General features: G+C 54.7%; 13 protein-coding genes and 2 tRNA genes. 4 read left to right on the top strand and 11 right to left on the bottom strand.

Going from position 1 to position 15,733, the window contains the following annotated elements:
• Positions 1 to 495 (bottom strand): DUF6444 domain-containing protein (locus FEAC_RS08390; RefSeq protein ID WP_201773878.1); only part of this gene is annotated, 495 nt, incomplete at its 3' end.
• Between the two features lie 24 nt (positions 496 to 519).
• Positions 520 to 1,485, bottom strand: a complete 966-nt coding sequence (locus FEAC_RS08385) for a DUF4338 domain-containing protein (protein ID WP_152623147.1) — start codon at positions 1,483 to 1,485, stop codon at positions 520 to 522.
• 524 nt (positions 1,486 to 2,009) lie between these two features.
• Here FEAC_RS08385 and FEAC_RS08380 point away from each other — a divergent pair.
• Positions 2,010 to 2,081, top strand: a tRNA-Ser gene (locus FEAC_RS08380).
• 593 nt (positions 2,082 to 2,674) lie between these two features.
• Here FEAC_RS08380 and FEAC_RS15815 read toward each other — a convergent pair.
• On the bottom strand, positions 2,675 to 3,001 hold the full coding sequence (locus FEAC_RS15815; protein ID WP_201773877.1) for a hypothetical protein: 327 nt from the start codon (positions 2,999 to 3,001) through the stop codon (positions 2,675 to 2,677).
• Between the two features lie 188 nt (positions 3,002 to 3,189).
• Complete coding sequence (locus FEAC_RS08365) at positions 3,190 to 3,471, bottom strand: type II toxin-antitoxin system TacA family antitoxin (protein ID WP_035392379.1); 282 nt, start codon at positions 3,469 to 3,471, stop codon at positions 3,190 to 3,192.
• A gap of 289 nt (positions 3,472 to 3,760) precedes the next feature.
• On the opposite strand from FEAC_RS08365, the gene FEAC_RS08360 reads away from it, so the two are divergent.
• Positions 3,761 to 3,843, top strand: a tRNA-Ser gene (locus FEAC_RS08360).
• Between the two features lie 181 nt (positions 3,844 to 4,024).
• Entirely contained in the window at positions 4,025 to 4,186 is a 162-nt protein-coding gene (locus FEAC_RS15560) for a hypothetical protein (RefSeq protein ID WP_160290367.1), read from the top strand.
• Between the two features lie 47 nt (positions 4,187 to 4,233).
• Here FEAC_RS15560 and FEAC_RS08355 read toward each other — a convergent pair whose 3' ends face one another.
• The 7 genes from FEAC_RS08355 to FEAC_RS08325 form a co-directional block, all read right to left on the bottom strand.
• Entirely contained in the window at positions 4,234 to 5,451 is a 1,218-nt protein-coding gene (locus tag FEAC_RS08355; protein WP_052566085.1) for an ISAzo13 family transposase, read from the bottom strand.
• A gap of 957 nt (positions 5,452 to 6,408) precedes the next feature.
• Positions 6,409 to 7,098, bottom strand: a complete 690-nt coding sequence (locus FEAC_RS08345; RefSeq protein ID WP_035389368.1) for a response regulator — start codon at positions 7,096 to 7,098, stop codon at positions 6,409 to 6,411.
• A gap of 145 nt (positions 7,099 to 7,243) precedes the next feature.
• Positions 7,244 to 7,318: a K(+)-transporting ATPase subunit F gene (gene kdpF / locus FEAC_RS16385; RefSeq protein WP_369128196.1), complete on the bottom strand. Its 75-nt coding sequence runs from the start codon at positions 7,316 to 7,318 to the stop codon at positions 7,244 to 7,246.
• A 205-nt stretch (positions 7,319 to 7,523) separates the two neighbouring features.
• Positions 7,524 to 8,102, bottom strand: a complete 579-nt coding sequence (gene kdpC / locus FEAC_RS08340) for a potassium-transporting ATPase subunit KdpC (protein WP_035389370.1) — start codon at positions 8,100 to 8,102, stop codon at positions 7,524 to 7,526.
• Between the two features lie 72 nt (positions 8,103 to 8,174).
• Positions 8,175 to 10,199 (bottom strand): potassium-transporting ATPase subunit KdpB, encoded by a 2,025-nt coding sequence (gene kdpB, locus FEAC_RS08335; protein ID WP_035389415.1) that lies wholly within the window; start codon positions 10,197 to 10,199, stop codon positions 8,175 to 8,177.
• A gap of 172 nt (positions 10,200 to 10,371) precedes the next feature.
• Positions 10,372 to 12,090, bottom strand: coding sequence for a potassium-transporting ATPase subunit KdpA (gene kdpA / locus FEAC_RS08330; protein ID WP_035389372.1), 1,719 nt, complete (start codon positions 12,088 to 12,090; stop codon positions 10,372 to 10,374).
• Positions 12,087 to 12,617: a hypothetical protein gene (locus FEAC_RS08325; protein WP_035389374.1), complete on the bottom strand. Its 531-nt coding sequence runs from the start codon at positions 12,615 to 12,617 to the stop codon at positions 12,087 to 12,089. Before FEAC_RS08325 ends, kdpA begins: the two co-directional genes overlap by 4 nt.
• 198 nt (positions 12,618 to 12,815) lie before the next feature.
• On the opposite strand from FEAC_RS08325, the gene FEAC_RS08320 reads away from it, so the two are divergent.
• Positions 12,816 to 15,377, top strand: coding sequence for an ATP-binding protein (locus tag FEAC_RS08320; RefSeq protein WP_035389376.1), 2,562 nt, complete (start codon positions 12,816 to 12,818; stop codon positions 15,375 to 15,377).
• Positions 15,378 to 15,733: the final 356 nt, after the last annotated feature.

Below are 15,733 nucleotides of genomic sequence, written 5' to 3'. Positions count from 1 at the left end.
AGGTCCATAACAGGTAGGCGCCTTAGCCTCTGGGGGAAAGCTAGCGACGCTCAAGGTTCCACACCTACAGCGACGCCTTTGTACCCGGTGCTCGATCACCTCAGGTGCCATAGGAGGCAGGTCAAAGACCTGGCGGGCCTCAGTGTCGATGATGTCTGCGTCCCTGAGATCGCGTCCACAGCTCTTACAGTTCGAGGGTGCATGATAGAGCACCTTGTCTGGGTGTGCGACCGGTAAAAGACGTGCTCCCTTTGCTCCTGGCTGCTTGCCAGGGTGGCGCCCAGATGCACGCCGTAGCGAGCGCGGAGCTGGTTTTACATATCCGTCCGAGGAAGGGGGTTTGGAGGAGTTGTGCGAGTTGGTGTTGAGTCGGCCCTTAAGTTCTGCGACCTCACAGCGGAGTTCTGCGATGAGTCGATCCTGGTCCACCAACTCAGCGATGCGAGTTTTCAGCTTCTCGATCACCTCGGCCTTGAACGCCTCGTAGTCGCGCATCAGCGTTTGCGTAACTAGCCTGGCTCACGAAGCAGGGTTACCTTCACCGAGAAGCTTGGTCCGAAAGTTCCTAGAGAGCGGGTAGCAATAGATGTCTTTGACCCCGAGCGCGTAGGCCTTATTGCGGTCCAGCTTGCCTCGACCTTTGGTCTGGCCAACCCGAACCCAGTTAGCGGCCTTGTAACAGGTGCCGGCATAGCGGCCGACATCGACGAAGGTCTCGAGCAGTACCGGGGCGTAGCCATAACGCTCAACCCAGTGCCCTGGCAGGGCTCGTGCAACAGCACCAAGTAGGTGAGAGGCGAGATGAGGAACCCGCACCCAGGGCAGGATCAAGTAACGAGGGTTTCCCACTACCAGATGCAGGCGCTGCCTTCTCGTCTTGGCGTCCCAGCCAATGAAGGTGTCCCGATCTTGGAGTGCCCACGCAGCTGCGCCAAAGCCAATAGCACCGAGAAGTCGGCCGTTGGAAATAGCGAGGTAACGTAGTTGAGCACCGGAGGCGCGGGTGTAGCCGAGATAATGGAAGCGTCCGATGAGCTCATTCCATGTTGCGGAGTCAGAGCGGGTATCGACCTTAACAAGTGAGACAGAGTCGAGCTCGCCAAGCGAGCAGGCCAGCACGGGGCCCTCTTCGATCGTTGCCTCCAGGTGCCTCCTAGGAACTGGCTGTGGCCCTGTGGGTGCAGGTAGGGTAATAAGTCCGTCGGCCGCCATCTTGGCGAGTGCGACCCTCGCTGACATATCCTTTAACCCACCGTCTGGCTTTGTCCACCCAAGGGATCGACAGAGCGCCCGCGAGATTGATGCCCGGGTAGGATACGCCGGGTCCAAACAGAGGGTGCGCACTATCTCCATCTCCACCTCGGTGAACTCCCGGCCAACATAGCGGTAAAGAGAACCGTCTGCGCTCTTCGATGCCTGCCTACTGTTAGCCGCCACGCTCTCGGTGACGATACTCTCGCTGGATGGTTGCCCGATCTGGTTCACAGCACCAAAGCTACAGGACTTTCTAGCGTGTGTCCAGCCGGGGGAGCCTTCACTACCGGCATCCGCTAGAACGTATGCAACCAGAGCCCGACTGCACCTTGGACGTTCCTCGGACAGAGACACAACGAAGCTGCTGTCCGAGACGCGCTACGAACCCTTGAACCGCTTCGCCCTAGCGACCGAGAAACACTTCCCTCGCAGCTTCACCCGACCGACTCTCGGTGGTGACCTGAATAGTTACGAAGCATAAAGAGTTGGTGACATATTTAGGACAACCAGATGTAGTGGTTGTGGAATTGGGGGAATCAAGTTGATGATGGGGAGTGGTTTGGATGCATGACAACAGGGCGTGGTATGCGAGGTTGTGGGCACCTTTACCACGGCATTCTCGATGCATCGCACCCAACTTTTCACCCAACAATTGCGTCCGAGGACGTCCCGTCCAGTCCGAGGCTGTCTCACCGCCCTTGCCAAAAGACTTCAATGAGCTGCAGAAATGAGACTTACTCGGACGCTATGACTACGTGCGTATTCGGATAACTTCGTGCTGGCTTACAACCACCAGGTCAGGGGTTCGAGTCCCTTAGCGCCCACCAGGTCAGATCATGTTTCCTGAAACTAACAAGACTCGTACCCACCGAAAAACCCAACAAGGGGTTCGAAGTTGGAGGATTTGATCGCAGGAAGCATGGGCCTCGTGGCTCGGCCGGACACCTGGGGACTCCGAGTTTTCATTGGACGAGACAGCCTCGGGAAGATCAAGCATCGCTACGTTCGCTTTCAGGCTACGGGGAGATTGGCTGAGCGATAGTCTACAAGGTTCGTGACCGAGCAGGAGGAAGGGCCTGAATGACTGATCGAGTCGGAGCTTGCCTGGAACTCCTCACTATTATCAACGATCCGATCGCTGCATGGTGCGGGAACGGCTGGGATGATCCCAGCCCAACGACGGTTCGACACTACCAAGATTTCTGAGGCCGATATATCCACCGTGGCATCGGGACGTCGGGCAATCTCAGGGGTAACTTCATATAAGGTCGAGAAGTATTTTCGTTTTAGATACGTTCGATGGCTCATGCGACGACCTCTCCACAACCATTACGCGCATTCGTGGTGTGCGCTAGATCACCAGGGCTTTGAGGCGAATCGGTTTCCTCTTCAATATGAGTGGGATTCGGTGAGTGATGTTTCAGTTCTGTAAAGTGCGACGAATGTCCTTCATTAACAAAACTAGATGAAGGTCATCCGTTGGACTCTGTTCGAATTCGGGGATTAGATGGAGATGAAAGCCTCGAGCCTCGTCGGATTCAGCATGAACGAGAAGCCCGCGGCAGCCGATTTTGCCAGACAGGTCGAGGAGTCGCAGGACTACGTCTTGCAAAAGAGCGGCTCCAAGCCCCTGCTTCTCATGTCTGATGTCAACTCCAAGCCGCGCAAGAAGGGCAATTGGTTGCGGGTAATGTCCTGCACCCTTCTGCACTCTAGTGGGTGCAGCGTCAAAGCGAATCTGCGCCATGCACCATGCGTAGTAAGCTACAACCGAGTTGCCCGACTGTTGTGTTACCACAAAGACTCGTGTTGTGCCGCTAGAGGTTGATTGGAGGGCGTGCCTGCGCAACCAGTCGGTTTGTTCCGTGGAACGACAATGGAACTGGCTTAGATCATGACTGGGCGAGAGGAGTTCTGGTGGCTTATACCTCGTGCTCACTCGATGAAGGGAGACGGGCGCTGAAGGACTTGGCGAACACCTGGGAGATCCCTTGCTGGTCTAGCATTCATTCTGCTCCACTCTTCAAGTGCTGCGGTGTCAAGGGCAAAATTGTCCCGATCGGCTAGCACACGTTGGGCGGCCTCACATGCGTGTGAAATGACAAAGTCAGTAAGATCGGTCGAGCATGCTTCGACCGCGCGGTCGATTAGATGCCTCTCCTCTGGAGTAGTCCGAAGGTCCATCCTCCTGCTACGACGTCGAGACGTTGTGGACATGGTTATTTTCCTTTCTGTACGTCCATTAGCTCAGCACAAGGGTGCTTACTGCTCCGAAAGTGGCAATTTTACGACCTTCCTGAGGCCATCACACTGGAAAGGAAATGTGGTGGATGGATTAATTCACTGATGGTATCGACTATGAATCGTGTCAATCCCGGGTCGTTAACTAATACTGTCACCCAACTTTTCACCCAACAATTGCGCCCGAGAACGTCCGACCCAGTCCTAACCTGTCTCACAACCATTGCCAAAACAACCCAATGAACAGCAAGAATGAGACGTACTCGGACGCTATGTGTGCGGATTCGGACAGCTTCGTGCTGGCTTACAACCAGCAGGTCAGGGGTTCGAGTCCCTTAGCGCCCACCAGATAAGAGCATGTTTCCTAAATCCAGCGCTACCACAACCCAACGCAAACCCAACAAAGGTTTCGAAGTTGGAGGAGTCCACAACGATCAAACACGCGAGTCATGGCTCGGCCAGATAAGTCCTAGCAGAGCACTTTCACCAGAAAGAGGGCCTCGCCCAAATCAAGCATCGCTACGTTCGCTTGCAGGCTAAGTGGAGATTAGCTGAGCGTGAGCTCGCAAGGATCGTGACTGAACAGGAGGAGAAGCCTGCGCCGATGGTCGAGCTAGTGCTTGCTTGGAACTCCTCGCCGCTATCAACGACGCGATCGCCGTATGGTGCGAGAAGGGCTGGGGTGACCTAAGGACGCACCAATAAATAACTCAGTCGAGTTATTTACACGGTTGTAGTTCACTTGGCAGGTCGGATGGTGTAGTTCCATTCGCCGTGGAACGCGTCGGGTTTGATCTGGCGGTTGACCATCGCCATCTCAGCGTCGCTGATCTTGATCTTGCGAGGGTAGCTGTTGGTGTCTGCCTCTGCATGCACCGTCAGGCCGGCTCGTGTAGTTGTCGCTCCAATCAGCTCGATCACCACCTCGTGACTCGTTAGCGGCCTTCCCCGCCAGTTCATCGTGATATGGGCGAACAATCGGTGCTCAATACGGTTCCACTTGGAGGTACCCGGCGGGAAGTGGCACACGGTGATCGACAGGCCGGTCTCGGTAGCAAGTTGGGCGAGTTCACGTTTCCGCAGCCTCAGCCGGTAGCCGTTGGAGCCTCCTGCATCCGCGCAGACGAGCAGCCTCTTGGACTTGGGATAGCGCACCTTGCCAACACCGAACCACCAGCGGCGCAGAGTCTCCACCGCGAATGCAGCAGTATCACCATCGGAACCAACCGATACCCAACCAGTGTTCGCCCCTACGTCATAGACCCCGTAGGGAACTGCCGGGTCTGGGAAGTCATGGGTCCCCACTCGCACCGGACCATCTTTGGGTTCCCACTCCCGCCCGCCGTTCTTGTAGCCCGGCTCGGCTCCGACGAGCTCCTTCTTCTTCGCATCGACACTGACCATGGGATCCTTCGCCCTTAGGAATCGCCTACCCGTATCGTGGATGTGACGGAACTGGGCGTCACGGTCAGGGTGCTGACGGCCCTCTCTCACTTTGGCGTTCGCCTGCAAGCTGTAGCCAGCATCACGCAACAGAGCAGCCACCGTCTGATCCGACACCGGGTGCCCCGATGCACTCAGCGCCTCGGCAAGGCTGAGCGTGGATTTGGCAGTCCATCGCAGTGGTGACATCGGATCACCCCGAGTCGCCGGGTCTACAAGCGCGTCCAGTGCTGCTGCCAGCCCGGGGTCCGCAACCGTCGTCGACTTGCGACCACCCCCGGAACGACGCGACCGCCCTGGCTCCAGAACATCGGAGCGCTCCAACTCCGCTACCGCAGTTGTCACCGTCGAGCGAGCCACCCCCGCCACCCGGGCCACCGCCGAAACTCCACCCCAACCCAGCTCCCGAGCTTCGACACCCAATAACGCCCGCCGCTGTCGCTCGTTCAACTGGGGCCACAACGACTCGATCCGCCGACCTACCGCTTCCAAAGTTGCCGCATCGATTGCCATACTTCAAGGCTATCAGGCGGAGAGCTATTTACCTGACTTATTTATTGGTGAGCCCTAAGGTTACCCGTGACGGAGATGCCAGATCCCAGAGGCCGGCGAAGGTCGCATTCGACGCCACCATAATGGTTGGGATAAGCTGATTCGCCGGGTTCATGGCAACAGGTGCCCAACGTCTTGAGGCCGTCTATGAGTGTCCGCGCTGCGAGAGCCGCTACCTCGGTACTCGTGGCGGTCCGGACTGCAATGTCTATTGCGCTCCGGACTGGCCCTGCCGGGATATATCCACACTGTAATGAACCGGTCGCACTCCGGGATCTAAACAGCTGAAGTACGCGGTGTGCTCGATGCATGCAAGGTATCTGGGTTTTCCGCAACTGAAGGTATGCCGAGAGCTGTCGGCTCACAGAGACCGAATGGTTCTAGTCGAACAAGCGACTTGGAACACTCCTGAACGCTCGTCGTGTTGGGCGCGAACCTCAAGCACTCGCGTGCGACCCCGTGTTGTAGGAAGAGAAGACGAACAGTGGAACCCTCTCTCCAAAGTGAAGAGCCCTCTCCATAGTCAGGACAATTCATAATCCCTCCTTAGCTGCCAACTCAGACCACAAGCAGGTTGTGCAGTACGGGTGAGGGTGGGGCCTGATTGATCGAGCGTGATGGGGTCGAATTGGTCGAGCACTTCCAACTAGTTGGCGCTCATCAATGGCAAATCCGGTCGCGCCGATTGCCATACTTTGATTCAAGAATGCTGGATACATGCTTGGGCCGCAACAGTGGGCACAACTATGTGACATGAGCTGATCCCGTTCGAAAGTGGTGTGTGGCCTATACGCCGTGTGCGAAATATATTTGGCATGCTCCCGAACATTGCCAACAACCCATGTTCGGGAGCACCCAGTATCAGGCATGGGTGAGTGTGGTGAAGCAGGGTCTGCTACTGCGGAACCTTTAGGCTGACTACTCCATAGACAAAGATAACTGGAACCGATAACCCATTCCTGGCTCGGTAATAAAGTATCGTGGCTGGGACGGATTGGGCTCAAGCTTGCGACGGATCCGGGCCATATAAACCCAGAGGTAGTCGAGTCTGTCTTCAAATCGAGGCCCCCAAACCTCTCGCAGTATCTGGCGTTGAGAGACCAAATCACCAATATGCTTAGTCAACAACTCGACCACCTGCCATTCAGTTGCGGTAAGGCGAACCTGACCCTGAGCATTCATGACTCGCTTTGCCACAAGGTCAATGGTGAAATGGTCCGTTTGGACTACTGCTCTGTCACTGCAGTGGGAACTATGACGAAGAGCAGCTCTTACCCGGGCCACCAGCTCGCCTATGGCAAAAGGCTTGGTAATATAGTCATCTGCCCCCTTGTCCAGAGCCTCAATCTTGAATTCCTCCTGGTCGCGAGCTGAAAGCACTATTACCGGCGTACTTGTCCAGGTCCGGACTGCCTCTAGAACTTCGATGCCATCGAGGTCAGGGAGCCGCAGGTCGAGCAGGATCAGATCTGGTTGTTCATGGGCAGCAGCATCAAGCCCTGATCGACCGGTGAGCGCCCAAAACACGTCATAACCGCGGGCTCTCAGACCAATGCTTAACGCACGTGCGAATGGCGCTTCGTCGTCAATGACCAAAATCCGAATCATCTCAGACCACCACTTCGAATTCGTCCGTCACTTGCCCAATAGCCAGCACACAATGCTGCTCCACGATGCATACAGGGACGCTACATTAACCACCTTATTCTCCCCGTCAGGGTGATGCGCTTTCGGCAATCAATAAGGCTTCTAGTCAGAGCTTTTCTGGATACAACATAGCGTAGAATAGATATACGAGTAGAGGAATACTTACTACGAGCGCTGCCATTTCAATAGGATTCATAATTGGATCTCCTTGTACAATATGGTCGGATAGAGGTTCATAGTCGATCGCAAGCTCGGGTATAAAACCCAAACAACACAAACACTACAAGTACAGCCACGATTCCCACGACAGTTTGCAACACGTAAACCACTTGATCTCCTTGCAATTATATTAATCCGATCTTCTTAATTGAGGTGGATTATCGCCATCATTTCGCGAGCTTTAAAAGTGCTAGATTCAGCTCAAGAACATTCACATATGGAGCGCCATAAATTCCTAGGAAGCGCCCCTTGATATGGCTCGCGACCAAATTGTGCACTGCACTTGCGGACAGATGGTTAGCCCTAGCAACCCGAGGAACTTGGAGGTAAGCCGCCGCAGGAGAGATATCTGGGTCAAGACCGCTAGCAGAGCTTTCCACAAGGCTCGGCGGTACCTGACTAGCCTTCACGCCTGGGTTAGCCTTCAACACAGCCGCCAGGTTGGTACGAATCTCCTTGAGCAGAGCCGGGTTGGTCGGCCCGAAGTTGCTTGCCGCCGATGCTGCTGCATTATAGGGTGGGGACGTGGCACTTGGTCTACCTTCGAAGAAGCGGGCATAACTGAACTGTTGACCGATCAATCGAGATCCGACGACCCGACCATTATGCTTGATCAGGCTCCCATTTGCCTGGTTCGGAAAGACCACTTGTCCAATACCTACTATGGCCAGGTTATAACCAAGACCAAGAACTATTACGGATAACAATATCAAACGTAAAGCGCTCCAGATTACTTTAACATTCATAAATCACTCCTCTCTCATTCGTGTTCTTCAAAACGGTAGACCGATTGGTATTCACCCATAAGCCGAAGACGCTCATCGTGCCGTGGACACCAGATGCAGGGCTGTGACGATCATGTCGATTACCTTGATACCGGCAAAGGGCACAATAAGGCCACCGAGGCCATAAATTAACAGATTCTTGCGTAGGATACTTGCCGCACTAGTGGCGGTATACCGCACCCCTCTGAGAGCCAAGGGAATGAGGGCCGGAATAATCAAGGCATTAAAGATGATGGCCGACAAAATTGCTGTATCTGGCGAAGTCAGGCGCATAACATTTAGCGCATTCAGCCCCGGGAAGGCCACAACGAACATCGCCGGAATGATAGCGAAATACTTAGCGACATCGTTAACCACCGAGAACGTGGTGAGCGCACCGCGAGTAATCAGAATCTGTTTACCGACCTCGACTATATCAATCAACTTGGTAGGGTTTGAGTCTAAATCAATCATATTGCCAGCTTCACGCGCTGCCATGGTCCCGGTGTTCATTGCAACTGCCACATCCGCTACTGCTAGTGCGGGAGCGTCATTTGTGCCGTCGCCGACCATCCCGACCATATAACCCTCGGTCCGAACAGACTTGACATAGTCCATCTTGCGCTCTGGGGTTGCTTCGGCAAGGAAGTCGTCCACACCTACCTCGTGAGCGATTGCCTCGGCAGTGACGGGATTGTCACCCGTGATCATAACGGTCTTGATCCCGGCCGCACGAAGCGAAGCCAGGCGCTCTTTGATACCTTCCTTTACCACGTCCTTTAGCTCCACGGCACCCAAAATTTGATGGTCCTCCGCCACCAAGAGCGGGGTGCTACCCTCTCTGGCGATTCGCTCGATAGCAGCGATGGTTTGTGGATCTAGCTCCACTTCGGCCCAGCGGGCCACGGATTCGGTTGCCCCTTTACGGATTCGTCGACCGTCAAGATCGACCCCACTCATGCGCGTTTGAGCCGTGAATGGCACAAACACGACGTCATTGCTATCAAGGTTCGGGGTTTGAATCCCAAACTTCTCATTTGCAAGAGCGACTATAGAGCGTCCTTCGGGAGTCTCGTCGGCGAGTGATGAAAGCTGAGCAGCTTCGGCCAGCCGACGCTCATCAACACCTGGCGACGGCACGAAAGAAGTCGCTTGGCGGCTACCCATAGTAAGAGTTCCCGTCTTATCGAGCATGATCACATTGACATCACCAGCAGCCTCTACTGCCCGTCCGGAAAGTGCGAGAACGTTGTGCTCAAGAAGGCGGTTCATACCCGAGATTCCAATCGCAGAAAGTAATCCCCCAATTGTGGTGGGTATCAGTGCTACCAGCAAGGCGATCAACACCGTCACCGAAACCACAGCCCGCGAATACACAGAGAAAGGCGCCAAGGTGACAACCACAACTAGAAAGATCAATGTAAGACCAGCTAAAAGTAGTGCTAGTGCGATCTCGTTAGGAGTTTTCTGACGAACACCAGCTTCAATAAGGGCGATCATTCGGTCGAGAAACGACTCACCGCGTCCAGCAGTGATCCGCACCCTAATCTCATCGGAGAGGACAGTGGTGCCACCAGTGACTGCGCTGCGATCGCCGCCAGACTCTCTAATTACCGGAGCCGACTCGCCGGTAATTGCCGATTCATCTACAGAAGCTATACCCTCTATGATCTCTCCGTCACCTGGGATAACCTCGCCCGCTGAAACGACGACTATATCACCTGGGACTAGCGACGTCGCAGGCACCACCTCGATCCCAGTTGCGGTCACTCTGCGCGCCTCGGTCTCGCTACGCGTCCGACGCAGCTCATCGGCATGCGCCTGGCCCCGACCTTCAGCCATGGCTTCGGCGAAGTTAGCAAAGAGCACCGTAAGCCACAACCATATGGTGATTTGGCCGATAAAGGAAAACATGCCGAAGCGTCCGGAAATTAGGTAGCGAATGGCATCAATAGTTGTGAAAACTGAGCCGATCTCTACGACGAACATCACCGGGTTGTGCGCCAATGCCCTTGGGTCCAGCTTGCGCAATGACACACGAAGGCTCCGACTCACTAGCTCTCGATCCCACATGCTCATTGCTCGGCGACGTCCTCGGGGACTTACTGCACCAGCACCGCTAGCACTCCCGATATCGTCATTGCCGTGAGTGTCGAGCACGGTGTTATCTGGTCCAGCACCGCCCTTCGGATCCAACTCGCTCATTTACCATACCTCCCTAAAATCCCAGTATCCATACGTATCATCACACTCACCCACCAAAGAGCTTTCCGGCATGCGCCGCGAACTGCTCGGCGAATGGACCTAATGCCAGTGAAGGGAAGAAAATCAGAGCACCCACGATGACTACCGTGCCAGTTAACAATCCGGCAAACAGTGGGCCATGAGTCGGAAAAGTGCCGGCGCTCTCAGGGATACGCTGCTTTTTCGCCAGAGAGGCGCCCATGGCAACAAGGGGAATATACATCGCAAAGCGGCCCAGCAGCATAGCAATGCCAACCGTTGCCGAATACCAGGGGGATGCCGCATTGAGACCCCCAAAAGCCGACCCATTGTTACCAACCCCGGAGGAGAAGGCATATAGCACCTCGGTGAGTCCATGTGGGCCCGGGTTAAATATACCCGACGTCCCCGCTTTAAGCACTACAGAAAATGCAGCAAGCACTAGGATCACGAGACTTGGCACTATCATCGACAGCACCGCCATCTTTACCTCAAATGACTCGATCTTCTTGCCCAGATACTCCGGTGTCCGGCCAACCATCAGCCCCGCGAGGAATAGTGCAAGTACTGCATAGGCAATCATGCCTATCATTCCCACTCCCCACGAGCCGAAGATCACCTCGCCAGTCATGATGTTGAACAGCGGTATCATGCCACCAATGGGCGTCATGCTATCATTCGAGGCAATTACCGATCCCCAAGAGACAGCAGTCGTCGAATTATTGAAAAGGGTACTTGTTGCGGTCCCAAATCGGCTGTCCTTGCCCTCGAGGTTGTGACTAGATGCGAGGTGAATCCCGTGTGCGACCAGTGCGGGATTTCCCACGGCTTCAAAGTGATACATGACGAGGGCACCTATCACAAACAGGATCGCCATGGACGCGAATATCGGACGTGCTTGACGCAGGTTCTTTACCATCTTTCCGAAGAGGAAGATGCACGCCACTGGCACGCTGAATCCCAAGATAAGTTGGAAGAAAATTGAAGCCGCATTGGGCCCAGCAAAGGGCTGAGCCGAGTTCATGTTAAAAAAGCCCCCACCATTATCACCAAATTGCATTATCGAAGTCATCGAAGCTACTGGGCCCTGCGCGATCACCTGTGTGTGGCCCTGTAGGGTATGTACCACGGTATAGGCATTCAAGTTCTGGGGACTCCCAAGCGCCAATAATACAATCGCACCTATCACCGAAATCGGAATCGCGACCCACAGCAACGTGCGGACGAAGTCCCGCCAGAAGTTGCCGATCGTATTGGCGTTGTGTCGTGAGAATCCGCGAACGACCGCCAAGAAGAGGCAGATGCCGGTCACCGGAGATAGAAACTGCTGCACGGTAAGCCACATTTGTGAAAGATAGCTGAGGGTTGTCTCCCCTCCGTAGTTCTGCCAATTTGTGTTGGTCATAAAACTGATCGAGGTGTTCAGGTTCACCCAGAATGGCACTTGCTTCATATGAGCCGGATTAAAAATAGTCAACACCGGTTGCAGAGCGAGCAGCACCATTAGGACGACAAAGCCCACAGCGTTGACTGCAAGGAGCACGAAGACATAGCGAGTCCAGCGCATCTCTATAGTGGGATCAATCCCACAAATGCGGTAAACGCCCCGTTCGCAAGGGACGAGAACGCGGTCCATAAAAGTACGGCCACCTTCAAGAGTGTTGTACATATACTTGCTCAGATAGAAACCGACGATCGTCACGACCGCGAGGAGAACAAAGATCTGAAGGATACCTTGCCAGGTCATATTGTGCTCCTTACATTTTGCAATCCTCGAAATCCGCGTATATTGAAGACTGTAGGAAGACACTGATAACGCGGGTTGAGTATTGCACTACCATCACTAAGGATCCCTGCAGTGCCGTCACCCAGAATAACTGCATCGAGTGCAGTCACAGAATTCACCAGCAAGATCGAGCTAGTATTGTTATCACGCTCAGACCTTATAGAAGGACCTTGGAGATCCTTAACCGGAATTGTGCTCCTCGGACGACCTCGGATGACGCACGCACGACGAAGGTCTATGGGGTTAACGGGTACTACCGATCCAAAGGAGCTGCGTAATTGCGAAGCGCCATCAAATAAAGGAACCTCTCCGTCATCGGGATCCAGTGACTCGATGCCCTCACCAACTTTCTCATGACTCGAGTCAACCATGTCGAGTTGGCCCTCGACAATGTACTCCGGGTTTAGTTGGGAAGTCTTGGATACACGTTCTGGCTTTCTAACACCATACACTCCAGGATCCTCGCTGTCACCATGTTCACTTGGCATAGTCAACTCCTTTTTGTGGTCCTGCGTCTCTTTCTTTATCACCTTCACCGAGCAGAAAGAGCCCGCTAGTTACACAGAACTACAAGCGAGAACTCTAACTTATCGGATAGGCCTAGAGCAATATTTTTTACCAGTTATTGACGTCAGTCTCCCAGATATTGACGCAATTTTTATGGGTGACCAAGATATGATGGCGTCATGACACGAGGGTCACTACGGGTGTATCTAGGGGTAGCTCCCGGCGTTGGGAAGACGTACGCTATGTTAAACGAGGGCTGGCGTCGTCATCGTCGTGGCACCGATGTCGTGGTGGGCTGGGTGGAGACGCATGATCGAAGCGAGACGGCTGAGCAGCTGCGAGATCTCGAAGTGGTGCCGCCTAAGGTTCTCGTCTACCGAAATCAAACACTACTGGAAATGGATCTTGAGGCCATCATCCAGAGACGGCCTTCAGTGGTTCTTGTCGACGAGCTGGCTCATACCAACGTGCCGGGAAGTGTACATGGAAAGCGGTGGCAGGATATCGAGGACTTGCTCGATGCTGGCATTACCGTGATCTCCACACTAAACATCCAGCACCTTGAGTCCTTGAATGACGTGGTAACCACCATCACCGGAGTGCCACAGCGAGAGACGGTTCCCGATACCTTTGTGCGAGCCTCCGAACAAGTGGAACTAGTAGATATGACCCCCGAAGCAATCCGTCGGCGGATGGCTCATGGCCACATCTATCCCCCCGAACGTATTGATATAGCGCTCGCCAATTACTTTCGTGTGGGCAACCTAGCAGCTCTGCGTGAATTGGCTCTACTGTGGGTTGCTGATGACGTAGACGCACGAATTCAGGAGTATCGTCATAGTCACGGCATAGACGGACCTTGGGAAACCCGGGAAAGGGTGCTGGTTGCGTTGACCGGTAGCGCTAACGGCGAACACCTCATCCGTCGAGCCGCCCGCATGGCTCAGCGTGTCAAGGGTGATCTGATTGCTGTCCATATCCGCTCTGGCGACGGCATCCTTCAGTCAAGGCCCGACGACCTTGAACGACAGCGCTCCCTGGTCATTGAGCTCGGCGGAATCTATCGTGAAATTCTTGGCTCAGACATCGCAGAAGCGCTAATACAAGTAGCTCGAGCGGAGAATTGTACCCAGATCGTGTTGGGGACAAGCCACCGATCCAGATGGGCACGCCTAAGTGCGGGCTCGGTGATCAACTCGGTGATCGCTAAATCCGGCGAGGCACTCGACGTTCATGTCATATCCCCACCTGTCCGTTTGAAACCCGAGCAGCCGAGTGATCGTGTACCCAGAAGGGAGCGACGGCCCAATTGGTGGGGCCTTGGATGGCTTAGGCGAGAGCTAGGCGTCATCAGCTGGCGTCGGCAGATTGTTGGACTGTTGGTGGTTGTCGTCGCGATTCCGTTGGTCACGCTGGGCCTGACATCCATACGGGGTCATTTACCCCTCGGTACAGTGTCACTCGTCTATCTTCTACCAGTCATTGCCGGAGCCGGCATAGGTGGTGTCGGCCCTGGTGTGATCGGCGCGATCGGCGGATTTTTACTGCTCAACTGGTACTTCAGTCCACCAACCCATGCCCTTGCCATCACGGATCCTCGGGACATCATCGCCCTCTCTATCTTCCTTGTGATAGCAGGCGTTGTTATCGTCCAGGTCGGCCTCGTCGCCCGTCGCTCGTTTGATGCACATCGCATTCGCTCCCAGGCGGCCTCGATGGCTCGAACCTCGAGCGCACTTTTAAATCTATCCGATCCCTTGCCAGACCTGATGGAGGAGATATACAGCACCTTCTTAGTAGACGGGGTCGCTGTTCTACGTGCCGTTGACGAGGGTTGGACTCCAGAAATCGCAACTGGACCACATCCACCCTCTTCGCCCAAGGAAGCAACTCTTAGCATACCGATAGGCTCCGACCTGCTGCTGGTGCTTGACTCTGCGCGGTTACGGGCCGAGGATCGAGAGATGCTCAGCATCTTCGTGACCCAGATAGCGGTTGCTGTAGCCAACCGGCAGCTTCGAGAACAAGCAGCCGAGGCAGCGGCTCTGGCCAAGGCCAATGATGTGCGCACAGCGCTACTGGTCGCCGTCAGTCACGATCTTCGAACACCGCTCGCTTCCATTAAGGTGGCGGTAACGAGCCTCCTCCCGGACGACGCAACATGGGACTTGACAGCCGCTAGGACTCTTCTCGAAACGATAGATGCCGAAGTCGATCGCCTCAACGCCTTGGTGTTCAACCTACTAGACATGAGTAGAATACAGACTGGAGCGCTCATCGTTCGTCTCCAGCCAGTGGCACTTAACGAGATCGTCTCAGCCGCTTTAATCTCCCTCCCGCCCAGCGATCACCAGCTCGACCTCGAAGTACCTGAAACTTTGCCTCAAGTACAAGCAGACCCGCCATTGCTTGAGCGAGCAGTCGCCAATTTATTGGCCAACGCTCTCTCTGCATCGAGCCAACATACCCCGGTGCGTGTCGTCGCCGGTCACCAACCGGATGACTGGATGGAACTGCGGATCGTCGACCGAGGGCCAGGCATAGCAGCTGTAGACAGGAGCCGCATCTTCATGCCCTTCCAACGGCTCGGTCATCAAGATAGCGACAATGGTGTAGGTCTTGGGTTGGCGGTGGCCAAAGGGTTCATTGAAGCCATGGGAGGTGAACTCACGCTCGACGACACTGCCGGAGGTGGCACGACGATGATCATAAGCCTGCGAGTAGCAGAACCGAGGTCTTAGTTGTGCGTATTCTCGCTATACCTGCCGACCATTCTCGCTGAAGTATGCCGCCCCCAGGAGGGTGCAGGAAGGATCGCCTGAAGTGTATATATCGGTCAAAGGTCACCTCCTTCTGGGTTGACTTGATGGTACCACGAGAGCTAAATCGCTCGACTTGGTCACTTTGAACTTCTCTATCCCCATGGAGGTTTTGCTCATCAAGATAACGTGAGCGTTGCGCAGAAGGTGATAGAGGGCCACTCGACCGGTCGGTACCCTATTTGACCTATCGCCAACGCATCCTCGCATACGGTCGCGGTGCAGGATCGCCATTCCAGTAGCTGAACGGCTTGTGGGACGCGTACAGAACTTCCGTA

The organism is Ferrimicrobium acidiphilum DSM 19497 (genome assembly GCF_000949255.1).
GTDB classification, from domain to species: domain Bacteria; phylum Actinomycetota; class Acidimicrobiia; order Acidimicrobiales; family Acidimicrobiaceae; genus Ferrimicrobium; species Ferrimicrobium acidiphilum.
Note: the sequence above shows the minus strand (reverse complement) of the source record. Positions and strands in the feature narration are given on the sequence as shown.